This window comes from Coleofasciculus sp. (assembly GCF_046565525.1).
GTDB lineage: Bacteria > Cyanobacteriota > Cyanobacteriia > Cyanobacteriales > Coleofasciculaceae > Coleofasciculus.
Genome location: NZ_JBKHUP010000070.1, coordinates 24,733 through 44,216 on the forward strand (window position 1 = coordinate 24,733; position 19,484 = coordinate 44,216).

General features: G+C 48.3%; 16 protein-coding genes and 1 pseudogene. 6 read left to right on the forward strand and 11 right to left on the reverse strand.

The window, feature by feature from the left end:
* Positions 1–528 precede the first annotated feature (528 nt).
* The 5 genes from fbp to ACLGGO_RS23230 all read left to right on the forward strand — a co-directional run bounded on the left by fbp (position 529) and on the right by ACLGGO_RS23230 (position 7,631).
* Positions 529–1,593 (forward strand): class 1 fructose-bisphosphatase, encoded by a 1,065-nt coding sequence (fbp, locus tag ACLGGO_RS23210; RefSeq protein ID WP_446336445.1) that lies wholly within the window; start codon positions 529–531, stop codon positions 1,591–1,593.
* Between the two features lie 100 nt (positions 1,594–1,693).
* Positions 1,694–2,851 carry a transaldolase gene (gene tal, locus ACLGGO_RS23215; protein WP_446421076.1) on the forward strand — a complete coding sequence of 386 codons (1,158 nt, stop codon included), beginning with the start codon at positions 1,694–1,696 and terminating at the stop codon, positions 2,849–2,851.
* 181 nt (positions 2,852–3,032) lie between these two features.
* Complete coding sequence (zwf, locus tag ACLGGO_RS23220) at positions 3,033–4,562, forward strand: glucose-6-phosphate dehydrogenase (RefSeq protein ID WP_446336443.1); 1,530 nt, start codon at positions 3,033–3,035, stop codon at positions 4,560–4,562.
* 196 nt (positions 4,563–4,758) lie between these two features.
* Positions 4,759–6,126: a glucose-6-phosphate dehydrogenase assembly protein OpcA gene (opcA, locus tag ACLGGO_RS23225; protein WP_446421077.1), complete on the forward strand. Its 1,368-nt coding sequence runs from the start codon at positions 4,759–4,761 to the stop codon at positions 6,124–6,126.
* A gap of 134 nt (positions 6,127–6,260) precedes the next feature.
* A complete protein-coding gene (locus ACLGGO_RS23230) occupies positions 6,261–7,631 on the forward strand; it encodes a cobyrinate a,c-diamide synthase (protein ID WP_446421078.1) in 1,371 nt (456 codons plus the stop codon).
* An 86-nt stretch (positions 7,632–7,717) separates the two neighbouring features.
* Here ACLGGO_RS23230 and ACLGGO_RS23235 read toward each other — a convergent pair whose 3' ends face one another.
* The 6 genes and pseudogenes from ACLGGO_RS23235 to ACLGGO_RS23260 all read right to left on the reverse strand — a co-directional run bounded on the left by ACLGGO_RS23235 (position 7,718) and on the right by ACLGGO_RS23260 (position 12,276).
* A complete protein-coding gene (locus ACLGGO_RS23235; protein WP_446421079.1) occupies positions 7,718–8,011 on the reverse strand; it encodes a hypothetical protein in 294 nt (97 codons plus the stop codon).
* A 997-nt stretch (positions 8,012–9,008) separates the two neighbouring features.
* Entirely contained in the window at positions 9,009–10,529 is a 1,521-nt protein-coding gene (locus ACLGGO_RS23240; protein ID WP_446421080.1) for a phytoene desaturase family protein, read from the reverse strand.
* Positions 10,530–10,541: 12 nt separating this feature from the next.
* A pseudogene (locus ACLGGO_RS23245) lies at positions 10,542–10,826 on the reverse strand (nuclease domain-containing protein); the annotation flags it as partial.
* A gap of 89 nt (positions 10,827–10,915) precedes the next feature.
* A complete protein-coding gene (locus ACLGGO_RS23250) occupies positions 10,916–11,086 on the reverse strand; it encodes a hypothetical protein (RefSeq protein WP_446336437.1) in 171 nt (56 codons plus the stop codon).
* Positions 11,087–11,497: 411 nt separating this feature from the next.
* Positions 11,498–11,962 carry a hypothetical protein gene (locus tag ACLGGO_RS23255; protein ID WP_446421081.1) on the reverse strand — a complete coding sequence of 155 codons (465 nt, stop codon included), beginning with the start codon at positions 11,960–11,962 and terminating at the stop codon, positions 11,498–11,500.
* On the reverse strand, positions 11,959–12,276 hold the full coding sequence (locus tag ACLGGO_RS23260) for a hypothetical protein (RefSeq protein ID WP_446336435.1): 318 nt from the start codon (positions 12,274–12,276) through the stop codon (positions 11,959–11,961). Before ACLGGO_RS23260 ends, ACLGGO_RS23255 begins: the two co-directional genes overlap by 4 nt.
* A 219-nt stretch (positions 12,277–12,495) precedes the next feature.
* On the opposite strand from ACLGGO_RS23260, the gene ACLGGO_RS23265 reads away from it, so the two are divergent.
* Complete coding sequence (locus tag ACLGGO_RS23265) at positions 12,496–12,717, forward strand: class I SAM-dependent methyltransferase (protein WP_446421082.1); 222 nt, start codon at positions 12,496–12,498, stop codon at positions 12,715–12,717.
* Positions 12,718–13,028: 311 nt separating this feature from the next.
* On the opposite strand, the gene ACLGGO_RS23270 is transcribed toward ACLGGO_RS23265, so the two are convergent.
* From ACLGGO_RS23270 to ACLGGO_RS23290, 5 genes are all read right to left on the reverse strand, one after another.
* Positions 13,029–16,163, reverse strand: coding sequence for an MFS transporter (locus ACLGGO_RS23270; RefSeq protein WP_446421083.1), 3,135 nt, complete (start codon positions 16,161–16,163; stop codon positions 13,029–13,031).
* Between the two features lie 114 nt (positions 16,164–16,277).
* A complete protein-coding gene (gene hisIE / locus ACLGGO_RS23275) occupies positions 16,278–16,928 on the reverse strand; it encodes a bifunctional phosphoribosyl-AMP cyclohydrolase/phosphoribosyl-ATP diphosphatase HisIE (RefSeq protein ID WP_446421088.1) in 651 nt (216 codons plus the stop codon).
* A 47-nt stretch (positions 16,929–16,975) separates the two neighbouring features.
* Positions 16,976–17,215, reverse strand: a complete 240-nt coding sequence (locus ACLGGO_RS23280) for a 2Fe-2S iron-sulfur cluster-binding protein (RefSeq protein ID WP_446421084.1) — start codon at positions 17,213–17,215, stop codon at positions 16,976–16,978.
* A 16-nt stretch (positions 17,216–17,231) separates the two neighbouring features.
* Entirely contained in the window at positions 17,232–18,728 is a 1,497-nt protein-coding gene (gene cobQ / locus ACLGGO_RS23285; protein ID WP_446421085.1) for a cobyric acid synthase CobQ, read from the reverse strand.
* A gap of 65 nt (positions 18,729–18,793) precedes the next feature.
* Positions 18,794–19,204: an Npun_F0494 family protein gene (locus ACLGGO_RS23290; RefSeq protein ID WP_446421086.1), complete on the reverse strand. Its 411-nt coding sequence runs from the start codon at positions 19,202–19,204 to the stop codon at positions 18,794–18,796.
* Between the last annotated feature and the right edge of the window lie 280 nt (positions 19,205–19,484).

Consider the following 19,484-nt stretch of genomic DNA (forward strand, 5'->3'; position numbering starts at 1 on the left):
GCTTGCTGAATAGGTATTGAGGTGAGGGGAGGGAACTTTTAACCGGGAACAGGGAAGAGTTTTCTCATGACTTCAACTCCTAAATTTTAGTTGATTACTCATTAACTGAGGTGGGTACTGTAGTGCTCCCCCTGCTTCCCCTGCTCCCCCTGCTCCCCCTGCTCCCCCTGCTCCCCCATCTCCCCCTGCTTTTAGGGCTTAAGTTGACACCAATGACGGGGCGTGCGTCCCTACAGTTTCTGGGTATGAGGCTAATCCATCTTGCTTAGGTGTGCCACGCCGCGATCGCACTCCTGATCCCGAATCAGCCGGATTTGACATCATTTCTATGCGATCTGAGCAACGGCACTGCCGCCGCCAACGTCAAAAGATGTCAAAATTCCTCTAAGGTGGGACGCTGGTTGGTCAATGCCTCTATAAGATAGGGAGTAAAGTGGAAAAGACTACTATGCCAGATTGGTGAGCGAGGCTTCTTAACCCAAGACAGACCCTGGCTTACCAACAGCGCGACGATAAGGAGGACAAAATATGGCAGATGTGGAGAGGTCTTTAGTCGAAGAGCATTCTCTGGATCGGGATTGCACAACGCTATCCCGGCATGTTCTGCAACAGCTTAAGAGTTTCAGTGCCGACGCACAAGATCTCAGTGCCTTAATGAATCGTATTGCCTTAGCCGCAAAAATTATTTCCCGGCGGTTGAGTCGCGCTGATTTGGTCGAAGGTGCATTGGGATTTACCGGGAATGTGAATGTACAGGGAGAATCCGTCAAAAAGATGGATATTTATGCTAACGATGTGTTTATCTCTGTCTTTAAACAAAGTGGACTCGTTTGCCGCTTGGCATCCGAGGAAATGGAAAAACCCTACTACATTCCCGAAAACTGCCCGATTGGTCGTTATTCCCTAATCTACGATCCGATTGACGGCTCCTCGAATGTTGATATTAACTTAAATATCGGCTCAATTTTTGCCATTCGTCGGCAACAAGGCGACGACATCGACGGCGAAGCGAAGGATCTGTTGCAGGATGGACACCAACAAATCGCCGCAGGCTACGTGATCTATGGACCGAGTACAATGCTGGTTTACTCCATTGGCACTGGGGTGCATGGGTTTACCCTAGATCCGAGCTTGGGTGAGTTTATTCTGTCCCAGGAAAACATGAAAGTGCCAGAGCATGGACCGATTTATAGTGTCAATGAAGGAAACTTTTGGCAGTGGGATGAATCGATTCGGGACTATATTCGCTACGTTCATCGCCATGAAGGGTACACGGCTCGCTATAGTGGAGCATTAGTGGGAGACTTCCATCGGATTTTATGTCAAGGGGGCGTATTCATTTATCCGGGTACAGTGAAGAAACCGGAAGGGAAGTTGCGTCTACTGTATGAAACAGCGCCCTTAGCCTTTTTAATAGAACAAGCTGGGGGTCGAGCCAGTACCGGCACCCAAAACCTGATGGATGTGGTGCCAGAAAAACTCCATACGCGCACACCGTTGATTATCGGGAGTAAAGAGGATGTGGCGTTAGTGGAGTCCTTTATTCAAGAACGAACACGAGAATCAAAAGACGCGATCGCGGCTGGTTCTTAGCCAGAAGTCAACCGTGACGGATGATTGATGGTTCCTTCGGGAAGAGACATGAGCTTTGCATCCAACACAATAACCCATAACCTAATTTAGGAGTTTAAGCATGACAGCAACAGCCAATAATCCGATCTTTGAAATCGAAAACAATTACGGTCAGAGTATCTGGATGGATAATCTCAGCCGTACTCTGATCGAATCCGGAGAACTCAAAGAGTTAATTGAGAATCGCGGTGTTCACGGGATTACCTCCAATCCAGCGATTTTTGAAAAAGCGATCGTCGGTAATGCAGTTTACGACGCCGACATCGAAGCTGGGATTAAAGCCAAAAAATCGGTGCAGGAGATTTATGAATCCCTCGTCTTTGACGATATTCGCAACGCTTGTGATATTCTCAAACCGATTTATGAGAAAACTGGTGGTCTTGACGGTTACGTCAGCATTGAAGTTCCCCCCACAATCGCCAAAGATACCGAAAGCACGATTAATGAAGCCCGTCGGTATTATCAAGCCATTGGTCGGGAAAACGTAATGATTAAAATCCCCGGAACCCCCGAAGGCTTGCCCGCCTTTGAGCAAGTGATTAGTGAAGGGATTAACGTCAATGTTACCTTACTTTTCTCAGTCCAAAGTTACATTGAAACCGCTTGGGCCTATGTCCGAGGCTTAGAAAAGCGGGCAGAGAAAGGAGAAGATATTAGCAAGCTAGCCTCAGTTGCCAGTTTCTTCCTCAGCCGGATTGATAGTAATATTGACGATCGCATCGACGAAAAACTCAAAGTTGGGGTTGACCGGATCGAGAAAGAGGCAAAACTGAAACAGGTGAAAGGCAAAGTCGCGATCGCGAATGCCAAAATCGCTTATCAGAAATTCAAAGAAATTATCCAAACCGATCGCTGGAAAGCCCTGTCCGCCAAAGGTGCCAACGTGCAACGTCTCTTGTGGGCAAGCACCAGCACCAAAAATCCTGACTACAGCGATGTCATGTACGTCGATGAGTTGATCGGTCCAAATACTGTCAATACCCTACCACCGAATACAATCGAAGCTTGTGCCGATCACTGTTCTCCAGACAATCGGATTGAGACCGATGTGGAACAGGCGCATCAGTTAATTGACAACCTCAAAGATCCCGATATCGCGATCGATCTGGATCAAGTGATGGATGAACTACTTGATGAAGGTATTGACAAATTTGTCAAGCCCTTTGAGTCCTTAATGTCCTCTCTGGATAGTAAAGTCAAAGACTTGGCAAAGGTATAACGGTTCCCTTGCGGGTGAGGTACACCCTACTGTAGGGGCACCATCCTTGCGCCCTTTGAACCTAGGGTTGGAACCCACCTCTGTCACGGTGTCGGGGCGGGCGCGAGTCAAATCTGGGTGAGGTCAAAAACGATAATAGTCAAACCCGCCCCTACAAAAAATTCAACAATCAAAACTCAAAATGGTGACATTTACAGAAAATCCCCTGCGCGTTGGTTTACAACAAGAACGGAGTCCAGAACCACTAATTTTAGTGATTTTTGGTGCATCGGGAGACTTGACCCAACGCAAGCTAGTACCCGCCCTGTATCAGCTCAAACGCGAACGACGGCTTCCCGCCGAAATTACAATTGTTGGTGTAGCCCGTCGAGAATGGAGTCATGACTATTTTCGGGAACAGATGCGGGAAGGGATCGAGGAGTTTTCTGATGGAATTCACTCCGAACAACTATGGAACGATTTTGCTGAAGGGCTATTTTACTGTCCCGGTAATATGGATAAGCCGGAAAGCTATCAGAAATTAAAAGCATTTTTGGCAGAACTGGATGGCAAACGGGGGACGCGGGGAAATCGGGTATTTTATCTAGCCGTTGCGCCTAAGTTTTTCCCCGAAGCCATCCGCCAACTGGGGACAGCCGGAATGCTGGCAGATCCGATGAAGCATCGCCTGGTGATCGAAAAACCCTTTGGTCGAGATTTGAGTTCAGCCCAAATTCTCAACCGGGTGGTGCAGCAAGTGTGTCGTGAGGATCAGGTGTATCGGATTGACCACTACTTGGGCAAAGAAACTGTTCAGAATCTCTTAGTCTTCCGCTTTGCCAACGCCATCTTTGAACCCTTGTGGAATCGCCAGTTTGTCGATCACGTTCAGATTACCGTAGCCGAAACCGTGGGCGTCGAAGATCGAGCGGGTTACTATGAAAGCTCAGGTGCACTGCGGGATATGGTGCAGAACCATCTGATGCAACTGTTTTGCTTGACAGCAATGGAACCCCCCAATTCCCTGGATGCAGATAGTATCCGGACTGAAAAGGTAAAAGTAGTGCAGGCAACACATTTAGCCGATATTAATAACTTAGAATATTCAGCTGTTCGGGGTCAGTACAAAGCAGGGTGGATGAAAGGGGAGGCAGTACCAGGATATCGAGAAGAAGAAGGCGTTGATCCCAACTCCATCACTCCCACTTACGTGGCGATGAAACTCCTGATCGATAACTGGCGTTGGCAAGGTGTTCCCTTCTACCTGCGGACAGGGAAGCGGTTACCGAAGAAAGTTAGTGAGATTGCGATTCAATTTCGCGATGTCCCCTTACTGATTTTCCAATCCGCCGCTCAACAAACCAGCCCCAATGTGCTAACGATGCGGATTCAACCCAATGAAGGCATTTCCCTGCGATTTGAGGCAAAAATGCCGGGTCCGCAGCTACGTACCCGCACAGTGGATATGGATTTTAGCTATGGCTCATCCTTTGGCATGGCGACATCCGATGCCTACAATCGATTATTACTCGATTGTATGTTGGGGGATCAAACGTTGTTTACCCGTGCCGATGAAGTGGAAGAAGCATGGCGGGTGATTACCCCAGCCCTATCAGCTTGGGAAGCACCCACTGACCCCAAATCAATTCCCCAATACGAAGCTGGGACTTGGGAACCCACGGAGGCGGAAAACCTGATTAATCGGGACGGACGCCGCTGGCGTAGACCCTAGCCGGGGAGCAGGGGGAGCAGAGGGAGCAGAGGGAGCAGGGGGAGCAGAGGGAGCAGAGGGAGCAGGGGAAGATTGAATGATCATATTATTATGTTTCGCCCTGATGTGACTAAACCCGCCCCGTCTAAAGTTATGTATTCCCTTCTCCCCGTTTTCTGTTCCCTCTTGTTTGAAAAATAACGAAGGATAAATAACGATGGTACAATCTCCTCCAATTCTTTCTCTACAATCGCCCAAAGAGATTTCCTTACATGAAATTGAGGAAGAACTTCGGGATATCTGGCAAAGTTACAGTACAACCGATGGGAACAGCGATGTTCCCACTGCTGTACGGGCAACCACCTTTACGTTGGTGGTTTACGAACCCGAAGAAACTCAACTACTTTTAAGCGCATTGGGATATTATTCAGGTCCGATTGACGGAATTATCGGACCGCGCATGTTTGCCGCGCTCAAAGCCGCACAGAAAGCTTATGGACTGCCTAGAACTGGCAAGGCGGATGAAAAAACCAAGACAAAACTGCGCGAAGAGCATAATGAACTACATCAGCAACAGGCAAATGGAAATGGGGAAACCAAACGGCGACCCTATTCGGCTGATATAGAAGCATCAGGAATTGCGGATGCGATCGCGGCAGCGAATCCTTGTCGGATTATCGCCCTATGCCCCATTGTCGGTGAAGATGAAGGGGTGAATGTTCAAGTCTCTGCCTCTTGTCCCATTCAAAAGCACAGTAAAAGTACCCTGGTTTGCTGCGAATACATTACCTTGAGTGGCACAACGGCAGCTTTAGAGCGTCTCGGGGGTATGATCTGTGAACTGATGATTGATGATCTACCTAAGTTTGTTTGGTGGAAGGGAACACCCGATCCGGATTATGGGTTATTCAAACGACTGGCTGGGGTTAGCAATAGCGTGATCGTTGATTCGAGTGCCTTCCAAAAACCAGAAAGTGGGTTATCGCGACTACAGGAATTCATCACCCAAGAGATACCCATGGCTGACCTCAACTGGCGGCGGTTAGCCTCGTGGCAAGAGTTGACGGCTGAGGCATTTGATCCGCCAGAGCGTCGCTCTGCCCTCAAAGAGGTTGACCAAGTTACCATCGATTACGAGCAAGGCAATCCCGCTCAGGCTTTAATGTTTCTGGGGTGGTTGGCGTCTCGACTCCAGTGGCGTCCGGTTTCTTATCAGAAAGAGGGTGGGGAATATGATATTCGACGGGTTAAATTCACCACTCCCGAACATCGCACTGTAGAAGCTGAATTAGCCGGGATTCCCACGGTTGATGTGGGAGAAGTGGCGGGAGATTTGATTAGTCTACGTTTGGGTTCAACGAATATGGACGCTGACTGCTGCACGGTGTTATGTTCAGAAACCACCGGTTGTATGCGGATGGAGGCACATGGCGGGGCGCAATCGTGCCGTATTCAGCAGGTTACTCCGATGTTTGACCAAAAAACGGAGCAGTTGTTGAGTCAGCAGTTGCAACGTTGGGGTCGCGATTTGCTGTATGAAGAAACTCTGGCGGTGGCTGGGCAGATCCTGAAAGCTGGGAGTTAGGGATTAGGTATGGGTGTGGGTAAATGGGGGAATCGGGGCGGGTTTAGTTGCATCCCTTGTCAGGGAAGAAACGATAGTAGTCAAAAGTGCCCCTACACATTCACGGGGAATGCCCCAAATGTTCCCACATTTCTATGGCTTTAATCATTGCTGGTGAACGAAGTGGGGTGGGCAAAACAACGGTGACGCTTGCCCTACTTTCGTGTTTATCGCGGCGGTATCGTCGAGTACAATCCTTTAAAGTGGGTCCGGATTACATTGACCCGATGTTTCATCAACGGGTGACGGGGCGCCCCTGTCGCAATTTAGATCCGGTGTTAACGTCCGAATCTTATGTTCAAGCCTGTTTTAACCGTCATCTGGACGGCGTAGACTATGCTGTGATTGAAGGGGTGATGGGGTTGTTTGATGGGGCATCAGGACGCGATGATGTTGCCAGTACAGCGCATATTGCCCGACTGTTACATGTTCCTGTGCTGTTGGTTTTAGATTGTAGTCGCTTATCTCGCTCCGTCGCCGCGATCGCACAGGGGTATCGTTCTTTTGATCAGAGCATCCAAGTGGCTGGGGTGGTGTTGAATCGAGTGGGGAGCGATCGCCATTTAGAATTACTTCAAGATGCCCTAGAACCTCTACAATTACCCATACTCGGTGTACTCCGGCGTCAGGATAGTCTGACGATTCCCGATCGCCATCTGGGTTTAGTTCCCACTGATGAACTGACTTTTCTTTTTCAGTTAATTGACCAACTGGCTGATATTGGTGAAACTTGCTTTAATTGGGAGCATTTATTGCCGCTGTTGAGGGCAGATCGTCATGATTCAACGGTCAACCATCAACCCTTAACCCCTGGTGTCTCTCAACCCATTACCCGAATTGCCATCGCTCGCGATCGCGCCTTTAGTTTCTACTATCAAGATAATCTGGATTTATTGCAAAAATTGGGAGCCCAATTAATTCCCTGGAGTCCCCTAGGGGATACCACGTTACCCGAAGGTGTGCAGGGACTTTATTTTGGCGGCGGCTTCCCCGAAGTATTTGCTCAGGAATTGGCGGATAATATCGAGGCGCGTCAGGCGGTATGGAATGCTATTGTTCAAGGAATGCCCACCTATGCTGAATGCGGCGGTTTGATGTATTTATGCCAAGAGGTTATAGATTTTGAGGAAAAATGTTGGTCGATGGTAGGGATATTACCCACAAAGGCGGTAATGGGTAAACGTTTAACCCTGGGATATCGTCAAGCAACAGCATTACAAAATACACCCTTAGTATTAACCGGTGAAAAAGTTTGGGGACATGAATTTCATCGTTCCCAGTTAACCGCAACTCCTAAGCCTCCTTTATTTGAAATCCAAGGATATGAGCCGAAGGGGAAAGTGAGTATTGAGGGGTGGAAAATGTATCAGATACATGCATCCTATATTCATTTGCATTGGGGAGAAAAAACAGAGATTCCTGGGCGTTTTTTGAAATATTGTCAGCAATTTAATTCACGTTCGTAGTTGGGAATTTGTCCTAAGTGATGCGAGCCTATCAACTCCTCGCCAAGAATAGAGACGCGCCATGGCGCGTCTCTACATGCTTCCCCCTAGTCTACGGATTTAACCCTCTCAACCTCACCGCTTTCGTCTCCCCCTGACAGATCCAAGCGCCCCAGAAGTAAGGATGGGCAAGGGGTTGATCGGTTGGAAAAAGTTGCCGATTCTGGGGCAAAAATCCGATGCTGTAATTCTATGTCCTCCGCTACCAATTCCATCACCCTCACTAACCCCTCATCTACTAAATTAGAGTGACGGTGTAATATCTCTACTTCCTTGCCATTGGGACAATTTAGCAGTGTTTGAATTAGATTTAAATAGCCTTGAATTCGTTGTTCGTCCATAGTTAATAATTCTGTAGGGGCGCAAGGCTTGCGCCCAGTTTTGAGATGTGTTGGCGAAGGGTAACTTATCCTTCATAAAGGCTTTGGTGGGTTACGGCGGATTGTTCCATTTCCGGTTATGTGCCATAGTTTTATTCCCGCCTAATCCACGATGGCGGCGTGGCACAGCTAAAATTGCGGCATAGATTTGACGGTTTGATGGGCGCACGCCATGCGCCCCTACAATGCTAATTCACACCTTTACCCAACACGATTAGCCTCAAAATCTCACCCGCGAGACTCGGAGACTCGCCAATGACGCTCTGAGCCTCGCCAACGAAACTCTGAGCGTGGGTGAAGAACGCTCTAAGCCTCGCCAATGACGCTTTGAGCGTGGGTGAATGACACTCTAAGCCTCGCCAATGACGCTTTGAGCGTGGGTGAAGAACACTCTGAGCCTCGCCAATGACGCTTTGAGCGTGGGTAAATGACACTCTGAGCCTCGCCAATGACGCTGTGAGCGTGGGTGAATGACGCTCTGAGCCTCGCCAACCTCAATTACACCGTCACCTGATACGCCATCCGCAACAGTTGAGAGTCGCGGTCATCCTTTAAATAGTCCAATAACCCGGTTAAATGCCCTTCCTGCAATTGTAATAAAGGTTCACCCGGTTTCGGTAGCCAGTCTAACTCGGGTAAATTCCGGGTAATAACTCCTACGATTTCCTCCCAACCTGTCGAACCCGTTAACTTAAAATACCGATGACGGGAACTGGCTAAGGGTAACGTTATTCTTCCTCCTGAATGTCGCCATTCTGGTGCAAATCCAGAGGGAGATAAACACCAGAGTTTCCCCGATTATAAATAGGGAAAATTGAGCTGGAAACCCCGGTTCTACTTAGATCTACATTATTCTATTTCCGGAACGGTTAATCTATTGAACGCACGTCAGTTGGGGGGCATTCCCTTCTCAGATCTGGGAATGAAAGGGAGGAGAGATGAGAGGACGATCGCGCGATTACCCTTTGTTACCCAGATATGCCAATAACTCGGCAGTTTGCGAGGGTGTCACTAAGGTATTGGCGCAAAGAATACCCGAACCCGCCACCGCTGGAACCCCTATTCCTGGCATTGTACTATCCCCCACCCGATACAATCCGGGAATCGGCGTGTGACAACTGGGAAACATGGCTTTACCTGCTGCGATCGCAGGACCATAGGTGCCTTGATAGCGACGTAAATAATCAGAATGAGTTAAGGGTGTACCAATCAGTTCTAAGGTAATCCGTTCTCGAATATCCGGAATCACCCGTTCTAACGCCCGGAATAAAGATTGCGATCGCGCCTTTTTCTTCTCTTTATATTTATCATCACGCTGCCAACCCTGGTAGGGTTCTAAGGTATAGGCATGAATCACATGATGACCCATAGGGGCAAGATTAGCATCCCATACCGAGGGAATGGAAATCATGCAAGTATTACCCGGTTCGGTAATATCCCGATTAGCATCGTGAACCACAACATGATGTCCTGTCAACCCCTCTAACCCCTCCGCCCGAATCCCTAAATGCAGGTGCATGAAACTCGCTACGGCTGGGGTTTCTAGGGACTGTTTCCGGTACGCCGTCGGTAAGTCTTCTGGGCGCAATAACTGACTGTAGGTATCCCAAATTGTGGCATTAGAAATCACCACCGGGGCGTTTACCACCTCTCCCCGTTGCAACTGTACCCCAACAACTTTCCCCCCTTGGACTAAAATTTGGTCAACATGGGCATTTAGGCGCAACTCACCCCCCCAGCGTTCTAACCCACGCACCAACGCCTCCACAATCGCCCGACTTCCACCCAGGGGATACTCCACACCCGCACGGGAACGTTCCCCTAACATAAAGGCTACCTCAGGCGCGATCGTTCCCTGTGCCTTTAATCCCGATAACAGAAAGCATTCCACATCAATCAGCCGCCGCACCCAGGGATCACCCACGGTTTCATCCATGATTTTGCCCACAGAATTCTGGACAAGTCCCAGGTGAGGCAGTAATTTTAATAGCGAGGGTAAATAACGTCCCACTAACACTGGAATCACTTGCCAATCCGATCGCAAAGCAATTGTGGGAATCTCTCGCAACCCCTCATAGAGAGAAAGCAGGCGTTTTTCAAACTCTGCTAATTCTTTCGCGCCTTGAGGTGTAATCTCCGCCACGGCTTCTCGATACCGTTGGGCGTCACTGTACACGGGTAACGTCGCTTCGGGAAAATGGTAATGTCCTAGGGGGTCATAGGGAACCGTTTCTAACGACTCGCCCAGCACATCCAAAACTTGCCGTAAGGGGTTAAGACTGGGGCGTTGGTGACTCAAGCCACAATAAAATGAAGGACCCGAATCAAACTCAAACCCCTGTCTGTGGAAACTATGCGCCGCACCGCCAGGAATAGCATGGCTTTCACAAACTAGCACCCGCTTGCCATAACGGGCGAGTAAAGCACCCGCCGTCAATCCGCCAATCCCGCTACCGATAACAATTACATCCAGACTCATGAATTTAGGCGATTACACAACCGTGAGGGCGTTCTCTAACACAGGATACAGGTGCTGCTGTAGTTTAGCCTCATTTCCAGGATAGGCTGGAAGCGCTTCAATTTCTCCTCCGGAATATGACTTGTAGGAACCAGGGTAAAGAATCGCCGCATATTGCACAACTTGATTACCCGTTCTATCTTGGATGGCGTCATGATAGGTATGCATTTTTTGGATATCTGCTGTTTTCGGCTTTCCTTGATTGCCTAAATTATCCTGTGTTTCACTATCGAGTTTATACTTAGGGTCAAAAAGGTAAACCTGTTGATAACCATCAAAATTACTTTACCTTTCAAGCGCCGCTGTAAGATTCCTAAAGTTGACTATCCTTAATTGTTTGAGAGGCGTCAGCGGGTTCGTCGGCGATCGCACGTTTCAATTCCCCTCAGGCTGAGTTCTGGTAAGGGTTCTAGCCATTCCGGGAAGAAGGTGGGGTCGGTTATTGGCTGCAATTGAAAGGTATGATGCGCCTGGTTTAAGTTTGTAATCGCTTTGGTAACACCAATAACCTGGAGCATAGCGTAGATTTGAGATAAATAGGTGATTTATCGGGGGAGTTGGCGACGCCTGCGCGTTCTTTTATTGTAGGGGGTGATTGTCAACCTGTAAGCCGAATCCGTTTTTGATGCAATGGCGACTGGAAGTCGCAGCTACACAAACTTTCGTCCGCCTGCGCGGACTAGATTATATAGCACGATACTCTAAGGTTAGGACAAAAAAAGAAAAATTTAAATCGCTCAATCCCTTGATGAGTCAGTGTTTTTCTTCACTATTGCCTATTGCCTAGCGCGTAGCGCTATAAAGGGGGTGGGATGCTTTGATTGGGAAGGGGTTAGGGTGAAACGTTTAAGATTTGATACGACACCCTTGTCAAATTCCGCTAGGCATTGGCTAGATTAAAATATCTTTTTCCGGTTTTCCCGATGAACTCAGTCCAACTCGGTATCCGCATTCCTACTCATCTCAACCAACTTCTGACTGACTACATCGAACGCACGGGGTTGTCGAAGACGGAGGTGGTGATTAATGCGTTGGCGTCTTATATGGGGTGTAGTGAGGAGATTCCCCTGAATGAACGGGTGGCGTCTCTGGAGGCGAAGATGATCAGGAATTTCTTCGCCCACATGAACAGGAATCCTGTACTCAACCCCATCAATACTCACCGTTCCCTCATACAAATCAAACACATCTTGTCCTTGTGCTGTTCGCATGGCTCGATTTCGTTCAATCACCAGCCACCCCAATCCATCAATATCTTGACTATTAACGGCTAACCAACCTGTCGTAAATCCCGTATCCAACAACGCATCAACTTGAAACGCTTCGCCCTCGGCTGTAATCAAATCAATCTCAAAAAAAAGCTCACCCATACTGCCAAATCTGCCAGAAATCATATCATGCCACAGGCTCCAGTCTCATTAATTCGGAATGTCATTAGCCAGCCAGTCGGATGCTTTTGACGTGCCTTTTCCACCGCCTTATCTTCATCAGCGTCAATGAAATAGTCTCCACTATTTGGCTCAATCAGTATAAACCAGTTATAGTAATCACTCATTAACTCATCTCGAACTCGTTCAAAAACCGGGAAACAGCGTTGATACCGTGCGTTTCGTTCCGCTTTACGTCTTGCCAGTTCTTGCGGCGGTATTGTATGTTGAGGAAATATTCGACCCCGACGTAAGGGGCGCTGGGTTTGCTGCTGGGTCATACTTAATTTTTATTGAGATAAGCTAAAACGCATTTAAATTGTGTATTCCCTGTTGCCATTGCTGGGTTAACATCGACATTCGCTACTGTTACCCCTCAGTATTCTAGCGGAAGTCAGAAAGGGGGGAGCGATCGCACCCCTGATGCCCTATGCTGAAACTATGAATTTCAAGCACTTGCAGTGAAGAAGGCAAGACACTATAAATAGAGTAGCTTAAAAATGGCAAATTCTCAAGAAGTAACGGTTAGTTATACAGCCAGGGCAATGGCAGCAGTTCGGGCTTGTGAATCAAAGCGGGATGATGCTTTGTTTGTTGATCCATTTGCCCAAAAGTTAGCCGGAGATGAGGTAGTTGAAAAGGCAATCACCTTAACTGAGAGTTATGAGAAACAAGGGCGACCTTATAGTCAAGTAAGAACTCGGTTTTTAGATGAAGCCTAGAGGCTCGGAACTATTGTCTTGTGGGATAGAACCAGGGCTACCAAAAGCCCCATCTGGAGCAAGCAAGCCTTTAGGCGCAGCTAATCAGGTGGGGTAGTTTACAAAATGATTCAGTGAACAAGGCAGAAGATGGGAGGCAAAAGGGGAAAGGATATCCCTTTTGCCTCCCCTAGAGCCTCTGTTAATAGGTGAAGTTGTCGAACTATAGCAGTAGACACATCGATTAGGACTTTCCTTTCCTGTTGTAGAGACGTTCCGCCGGAGGAGTCTCTACCATAAGATGCGTCCTAACCGCTATGGCGATTGCTATATTAACCAAATATCCCTAAACCGCCTACAGCTAACACACCAGCGAAAGCCGCAACCCCGACGGAAGTAAGCGCCGTACCAAATAACCACCAAGCCGCTGTTGCTGCAGCTTTTCGGGTTTCTTTCACTTGTTGGTTAGCCTTGTGTTTGAGTTGTTTAACCCGTTTTTGAGCTTCCTCTTGGAGGCGTTCAGCGCGGCTGAGTACCCGATCGCGCACCCCTTCAATTTGCTCGATCAGCCGATTAGCATCGGCTTGGGAGATGTCCTCGCGGGAACTCAACAGAGCCACCAGAGTGTCTCGGTCAAACTGACCTAATCGTGAGCGCAGCGCATCAAACCCGGCTTCTGGATCATCAAACAATTTACGCATGTCTCGCTTAATCCCCTCATAGTTGAGTTCGGGAAGCTCCAGGGAGTTGAGGTAATGCCGAATGCGACCAAAAATGCTGTCAATTGTCGATTGCAGTTTGTGCTGAACCGCTTGTGCTTGTTCGACAAACTGATTACGAACCGAATCAATATTATCCGCAATCCGGTTCACATCCTCGGAGGAAATATCCTCTCGTTGGGACAGCAGCGCCACAAGCGTTGAACGATCGAAGTGGGAGAGCCTATCGCTCACACTCTTCCAGCCTTCTGATGGATCGTTAAACAACTGTTTTAGCTCGCGCTTGATGGCTTCAGGATTAAGTTCTTCCTTATCCGTATTCCGCAGATACTCTTCAAAATTGGATTGTACATCCTGTACCTTACCTTTCGCACGACTTGCCAAGCGTCGCGGTGCTTTCACCAGGCTTTGAATCCCATCTTGTACTTGGTCAATAATCCGATTAACGTCCTCCTCACTTAAGTCTTCCCGTTGACTGAGGAGTTTGACCAAGGTTTCTCGATCAACCTCAGAGAGGCGTTCGCGCACAGATAAAGCTCCCTGTTTCGGGTCATCCAGTATTTTCGCTAAATCCTGCTTAATCCCTTCAGGGTCAAGTTCCTCCAGATTCGTGTTCCGCAGATACTCAGCAATCTTATTTTTGATTTGCTCGTACTGCTCCTTCGCACTACCCGCTAATTCTCGCGGTGCATTTAGGATAGTATCCCGTACATTGAGGAACTGGTCAATGACCTGATTAATCTCCTCCTGGCTGAGATCTTCGCGCTGATTGAGCAATTGCACCAGCGTATCGCGGTCAAATTCAGATAACCGTTGTCGGAGTGCGGATAGTCCCGCCTGTGGGTCATCCAATAGAGTTTGCAACTCTTGCTCAATCGCGTCGGGATTCAGTTCTTCTTTGTTGGTATTGCGTAGATACTCTTCTACCTTACCGCGCAGCTCATCGGCTTTAGATTTCCCTTGGTCTTGCAGTTCCTGAGCTTGTGACAAGACGCGATCGCGCGTACTCTCAAGTTGACTAACCCGTTGCTCGACTTCCTCTTGACTCAAGTCGTCCCGTTGAGAGAGCAGTTGCACTAAAGTATCGCGGTCAAACTGAGATAACCGTTGCCTTAGTGCGTCAATACCCGCCTGTGGGTCATCCAGAAGTGCTTGGAAATCATGCTCAATCCCTTCAGGATTCAGTTCTTCTTTGTTGGTATTGCGTAGATAATTTTCCACCCGAGTGCGGATGTCTTGAGACTGTTCTTCAGACTCAGCACCTTGAACGGTTTCCAGAACCTCCTGGCGGATACCTTCCAACTGATCGGCAATATCCGCTATTTTCTCGGATTTGAAATTATCCCGTGATTCCAGCAGGTTCACGAAATCGTCTCGATTCAGTTGCTCTAATTGCTGCCGAACTGCCTTGGGAGCTGCTTCTGGGTCATAGATAACGTCTTTAAATTCCTGCTTAATCGTCTCTCGGTTCAAGTGCCAAGGTTTGGAATCGAGCAGGTAGTTTTCTACATCTGCCTTAATCGTATTAAAGGGTTGTCCCGGTAATCGCTCGGTAACCTGAGAGGAAAGATTTTTAGCTTGCTCTGTCGCTTTATCTTTGAACTGTTGCAACTGATCCGAAATTTTTTCCACATCTATGTCAGACAAATCCGTCCGCGACAGTACTCTACTCATTAGAGCGCTGACACCCAGTTGCAAGGCTTGCTCCCCGAAGCCACCATTGCCATTACCGCCATTGGATTTACCCGCTCCCACTCCCACGAGTTGTCCGAGCTTATCGCCAAGCTGACCTGAGGTTAGCTCTTCTGGACTGGCTTCCTGGAGGAAGTTGAGCAGTTTTGCCTGTGGATCAGTTTGTTGTTGTTTACCCAATACTTGCTGCCAAGCGGCTTCTAGTTGGTCTGCAATCCCATTAATGTCTTGTTTGGATAAGTCTGTACGACTGCTGACTAAATCGACAAACGTCTGACGGTTCACGTTTTGCAGAATGTCACTCTCAGCGATAGATCTTAACTCCGAACCGCTGAGCAAATTTTCCAAATCATTGCGAATTTGTTTGAGATTGAGCTTGGGTATTGCCAGATCTGCCACATAGTCTTGTACTGTCTCCTGGACACGGGTAGGGTCAACCGCCGAACTCAATTCGCGGCGAACAGCAGCTACAGATTCCTCAACTGTATTGACAATCTGAGCGTTTGCCGCCCTTCCACCCAGAGCTGTAGTGGCTATAGTCATGACTCCTTGCAAGCCTGAACCCGCTGTATTGGCAACGGAACCCACAACAGAACCCATTGCCGTAGAACTAACCCACAGTAGCAGCAAGAAGTATGCAGACCAGATCACAACGCCTGTAATGGCTCCCAGAGTCAAGCTGGTAATTAGGGTCAGTTTCACCGCTAGGAAACAGGCGATGAATAAGGCAATGTTAACGGTGACTAAAGCCCATACCCCTACCTTAGATTCAACTTCGCTAATCTTGCTTCCCCAGCTTTCAGACTCATCTGCATCTAATGGATTATCCCCGGCTGAAATGCCTGCGGCAAGGGTAAAATTGGTTAACAAAAATTGGAAGGCAAACGCCATGAGTACTCCAGCAATCAAGGCGATAAAAAACTGCGGTCCTGAAAAGACCAAAGCCGCAGGTTCTGGAGCATGAGTGACTGGAGACACGGTTGGAGCTGCTGGAACTTTAGCCAGCCACGGAGGTGTGTGGTACAACCCCACCATCATTCCCACGCTTTGAAACATCGTTTTTTCCTCTTGAAACTTTTAGAAGCGTTATCTTCTCAATACGCCTATCTCTATGGTTATCCCTGGCGTACTTAAGTAACTCCTTCTGAAGTCTGAAAGTGGGGGAAGATCTCAACCCCTTCTGTCTTGTAACTTGCGATAAACGTCTCGCACATCAACCTGGTGATGGGCTAATGCGACTAGGGTGTGATAAAACAAATCAGCCACCTCAGACGCGATCGCATCCAACTCATCATCCTTGCACGCCATCACTACCTCGGCGGCTTCTTCGCCAATCTTTTTGAGAATCTTATTATCCCCACCCTTAAATAGCTTACAGGTATAGGATTCGGCTGTGGGATTATCCCGGCGATGGCAAATCACTTCAAACACCTGAGACAGGGTATCGGCTGGCGGTGCAGCCTTTATCCCATCCACCTGATGGAAACAACTGCGTTCTCCAGTATGACAGGCAATATCCCCCACCTGTTCTACACCAATCAGCAGGGTATCACTATCACAGTCATAACGCAGCGATCGCAGATGCTGCAAATGACCTGATGTCGCGCCTTTGTGCCATAATTCCTGACGCGAGCGACTCCAGAACCAGGTTTCCCCAGTTTCCAAGGTTTTCTGCAACGATTCCCGATTCATCCACGCCATCATCAATACTGTACCATCCAGATAATCCTGGACAATGGCAGGGACAAGTCCGTGATCGTTATAACGGATTTTCTCAACCGGAATCGCGGGGCTCGGAGTAGAGGATGGAGTCGATGACATAGTGGAGTAAATTAGCAACTGAGATGGTTCAGGCATCTCTTATGATTTTACCAAGTTGGATCACTGTAGAGATTAATCGTAAGCTGTTCGGAACCCGGTGGTACAGCAGAGATGCAGGCGCAAATCGTTTCTCCCTCGTTAATCTCAACCTCACAAGCATGACACGAACCCATGAGGCATCCTGTGGGAATGAAAACACCCGCGCGTTGAGCTACTTGCAGTAGGGGTTCTCCAACTTCTGCATTAATGGTGACATTATCGGGTAAGAATCGAATGGTAACACTCATGAACAGGTTCTAGTTATTAACTCAGGGCAGGTAAAATAGTACTTAAATCCAAATGAGCCTCTACGCTATCGGCTAAGGAATTTAAAACCACTTCTCGCTGATCTCGGTAGTCCGGAATACCCGTTGGCAAAGACGAAAGTCCGCGTTGATGTCGCAGTTGATTCAACCAAGCCCGTCGCCAAGGACCATTATCAAATAAACCATGGAGGTAAGTCCCCCAAATCGATTGAGTCACATCGACTAATCCTAAACCTGGGTCATCAAACAGGGGTTGATAGGCAGACTGATTATCGGTGGTTTCCGAGTCAATCAGCCGAGAACGTCCTTGATGAATTTCATACCCTTCTACAGGTAAACCAACTTGAGGATAGTTGGAGCTAACCAAGCGTTGACGAGTTACTTTTCGGGCAGTAATTATTGTTTTAATGGGTAATAATCCTAATCCCTGATACTGTCCTGGTTCATCCTCAATGCCATCCGGATCAAGTAAGCTTTGACCCAGCATTTGAAAACCACCACAAATGCCTAAAACTGTACCCCCCGCAGCGGCATAGTTTTGAATTTCTTCAATCATGCCTGTTTTGTGCAACAGGAGTAAGTCTTTAATTGTAGTTTTTGTCCCTGGCAAAATCAGGGCGTCGGGGTAGCCGAGGGATTGATGCGGTGTTATATATTTTACCGTGACCGTCGGTTCAGCTTCTAGGGCGTCAAAGTCGGTAAAGTTAGAGATCCGGGGGAAGCGAATCACCGAGATCGTTAATTCACTATCGAGCTTTCTGTGATTGTCGCGCTCCAGTAGCGCCAAAGAGTCTTCAGCGGGAAATATCTCATCCATCCAGGGAATAACCCCAACCACGGGAATTCCAGTGCGTTCTTCAAGCCAAGTAATCCCTGATTCCAAAAGCGAGCGCTGTCCTCTAAATTTATTAATTACCACGCCCTTAATCAAGGCTCGCTCATCTGCGTCCAACAGTTCCAGAGTCCCAACAATATGAGCAAATGCGCCGCCGCGATCGATATCTACCACGAGTAAGGTTGGTGCATTTAAATGTTTCGCTACCCGCATATTGGTTAAATCGCGGTGCTTAAGATTAATCTCCGCCGGACTCCCTGCACCCTCACATACCAGAAAATCAAACTCATGACTCAAACGCCGTAGGGACTCTTCAATCGCCTGCCAACCGCGATCAAAGTATTGTTCGTAATAATCCGCCGCGCTGACTTTACCCACCACTTGACCCATGAGGATAACTTGAGAGGTCATATCCCCTTGAGGTTTGAGTAAAATCGGGTTCATTTCGACACAGGGCGTCACATTAGCCGCCCAGGCTTGGACGGCTTGAGCATGTCCAATTTCTCCTCCATTGGGGGTGACATAGGCATTGAGCGCCATATTTTGTCCCTTAAACGGAGACACACGCCAACCGCGCCGAGAAAGAATACGGCACAAGGCGGTAACAATAAACGATTTTCCTGCGTGGGACGTTGTCCCCACCACCATCAGCGATTTCATAAAGCGGCTTGGGAGTTATAGGGTAATCAGGACAAATAGAAGCAACCCTGCGTGCGACCATAGATTTAAATCGGCAATCGCCACCAACGGTTCCAGGCGTGAGTGATGCGATCCCAAAGGGATGGCGGGGGCAATGACTCGCCTTGGCTTGCCCATTTTTCCACCAGTTGACGACCCAAGGGCGTGAGACGAAAACTGTCGGTAATACCTTGCCCATCAACTTCTCGCCGCAACACACCGACTTGAATCAACCACATTAAATCACGTTCGGCTGCCAACTCGGATAAGGAACGCTTAGTATAACCCTGTTCTATCCCTTTTTGGGTTGCGATCGCGAGTAGGGAAACACTGATCGAACGCATCACCTTGTACAAGGTTAACTGAAAGGGCAAACAGCGCAAAGCTTGTTCAGCGCGTTTAACTGTTTGCTCTGGATAGTGAACCGACTGGGCTTTTTGTGACGAAATGGAAGTCATTGGTTAGCTGCTGGAAACGCTAGTGAACCCCACTTTTAGGCTTCAATCCATCCATCTTAACTTTCCTGACTCAGCAGAGGAAGCTCCTGGCGTAGGGGCTTTGTTTTTCCAACCCAGTAGTATTGCCGAGCGTGTATTGGCTTGAATCAATATCAACGTATCGCGGGAGTCCCCACCCTCAGCAGATCCTTCGCAGGCTCAGGAGGGTGGGGAGGGATAGCGGATTGCCGGAGGAACGAAGGCAATCAACCCTTCGACTTCGCTCAGGGTTAATCTTGAG

What these genes read in the sequence shown, in the direction of transcription:
- opcA (WP_446421077.1), top strand. Translation starts at nt 4,759, where the DNA reads ATGGTACAATCTCCTCCAATTCTTTCTCTACAATCGCCCAAAGAGATT.
- zwf (WP_446336443.1), top strand. Translation starts at nt 3,033, where the DNA reads ATGGTGACATTTACAGAAAATCCCCTGCGCGTTGGTTTACAACAAGAA.
- hisIE (WP_446421088.1), bottom strand. Translation starts at nt 16,928, where the DNA reads ATGTCATCGACTCCATCCTCTACTCCGAGCCCCGCGATTCCGGTTGAG.
- ACLGGO_RS23290 (WP_446421086.1), bottom strand. Translation starts at nt 19,204, where the DNA reads ATGACTTCCATTTCGTCACAAAAAGCCCAGTCGGTTCACTATCCAGAG.
- ACLGGO_RS23280 (WP_446421084.1), bottom strand. Translation starts at nt 17,215, where the DNA reads ATGAGTGTTACCATTCGATTCTTACCCGATAATGTCACCATTAATGCA.
- ACLGGO_RS23260 (WP_446336435.1), bottom strand. Translation starts at nt 12,276, where the DNA reads ATGACCCAGCAGCAAACCCAGCGCCCCTTACGTCGGGGTCGAATATTT.
- ACLGGO_RS23270 (WP_446421083.1), bottom strand. Translation starts at nt 16,163, where the DNA reads ATGTTTCAAAGCGTGGGAATGATGGTGGGGTTGTACCACACACCTCCG.
- ACLGGO_RS23255 (WP_446421081.1), bottom strand. Translation starts at nt 11,962, where the DNA reads ATGATTTCTGGCAGATTTGGCAGTATGGGTGAGCTTTTTTTTGAGATT.
- ACLGGO_RS23230 (WP_446421078.1), top strand. Translation starts at nt 6,261, where the DNA reads ATGGCTTTAATCATTGCTGGTGAACGAAGTGGGGTGGGCAAAACAACG.
- ACLGGO_RS23265 (WP_446421082.1), top strand. Translation starts at nt 12,496, where the DNA reads ATGGCAAATTCTCAAGAAGTAACGGTTAGTTATACAGCCAGGGCAATG.
- ACLGGO_RS23235 (WP_446421079.1), bottom strand. Translation starts at nt 8,011, where the DNA reads ATGGACGAACAACGAATTCAAGGCTATTTAAATCTAATTCAAACACTG.
- cobQ (WP_446421085.1), bottom strand. Translation starts at nt 18,728, where the DNA reads ATGAAATCGCTGATGGTGGTGGGGACAACGTCCCACGCAGGAAAATCG.
- ACLGGO_RS23240 (WP_446421080.1), bottom strand. Translation starts at nt 10,529, where the DNA reads ATGAGTCTGGATGTAATTGTTATCGGTAGCGGGATTGGCGGATTGACG.
- tal (WP_446421076.1), top strand. Translation starts at nt 1,694, where the DNA reads ATGACAGCAACAGCCAATAATCCGATCTTTGAAATCGAAAACAATTAC.
- fbp (WP_446336445.1), top strand. Translation starts at nt 529, where the DNA reads ATGGCAGATGTGGAGAGGTCTTTAGTCGAAGAGCATTCTCTGGATCGG.
- ACLGGO_RS23250 (WP_446336437.1), bottom strand. Translation starts at nt 11,086, where the DNA reads ATGCTCCAGGTTATTGGTGTTACCAAAGCGATTACAAACTTAAACCAG.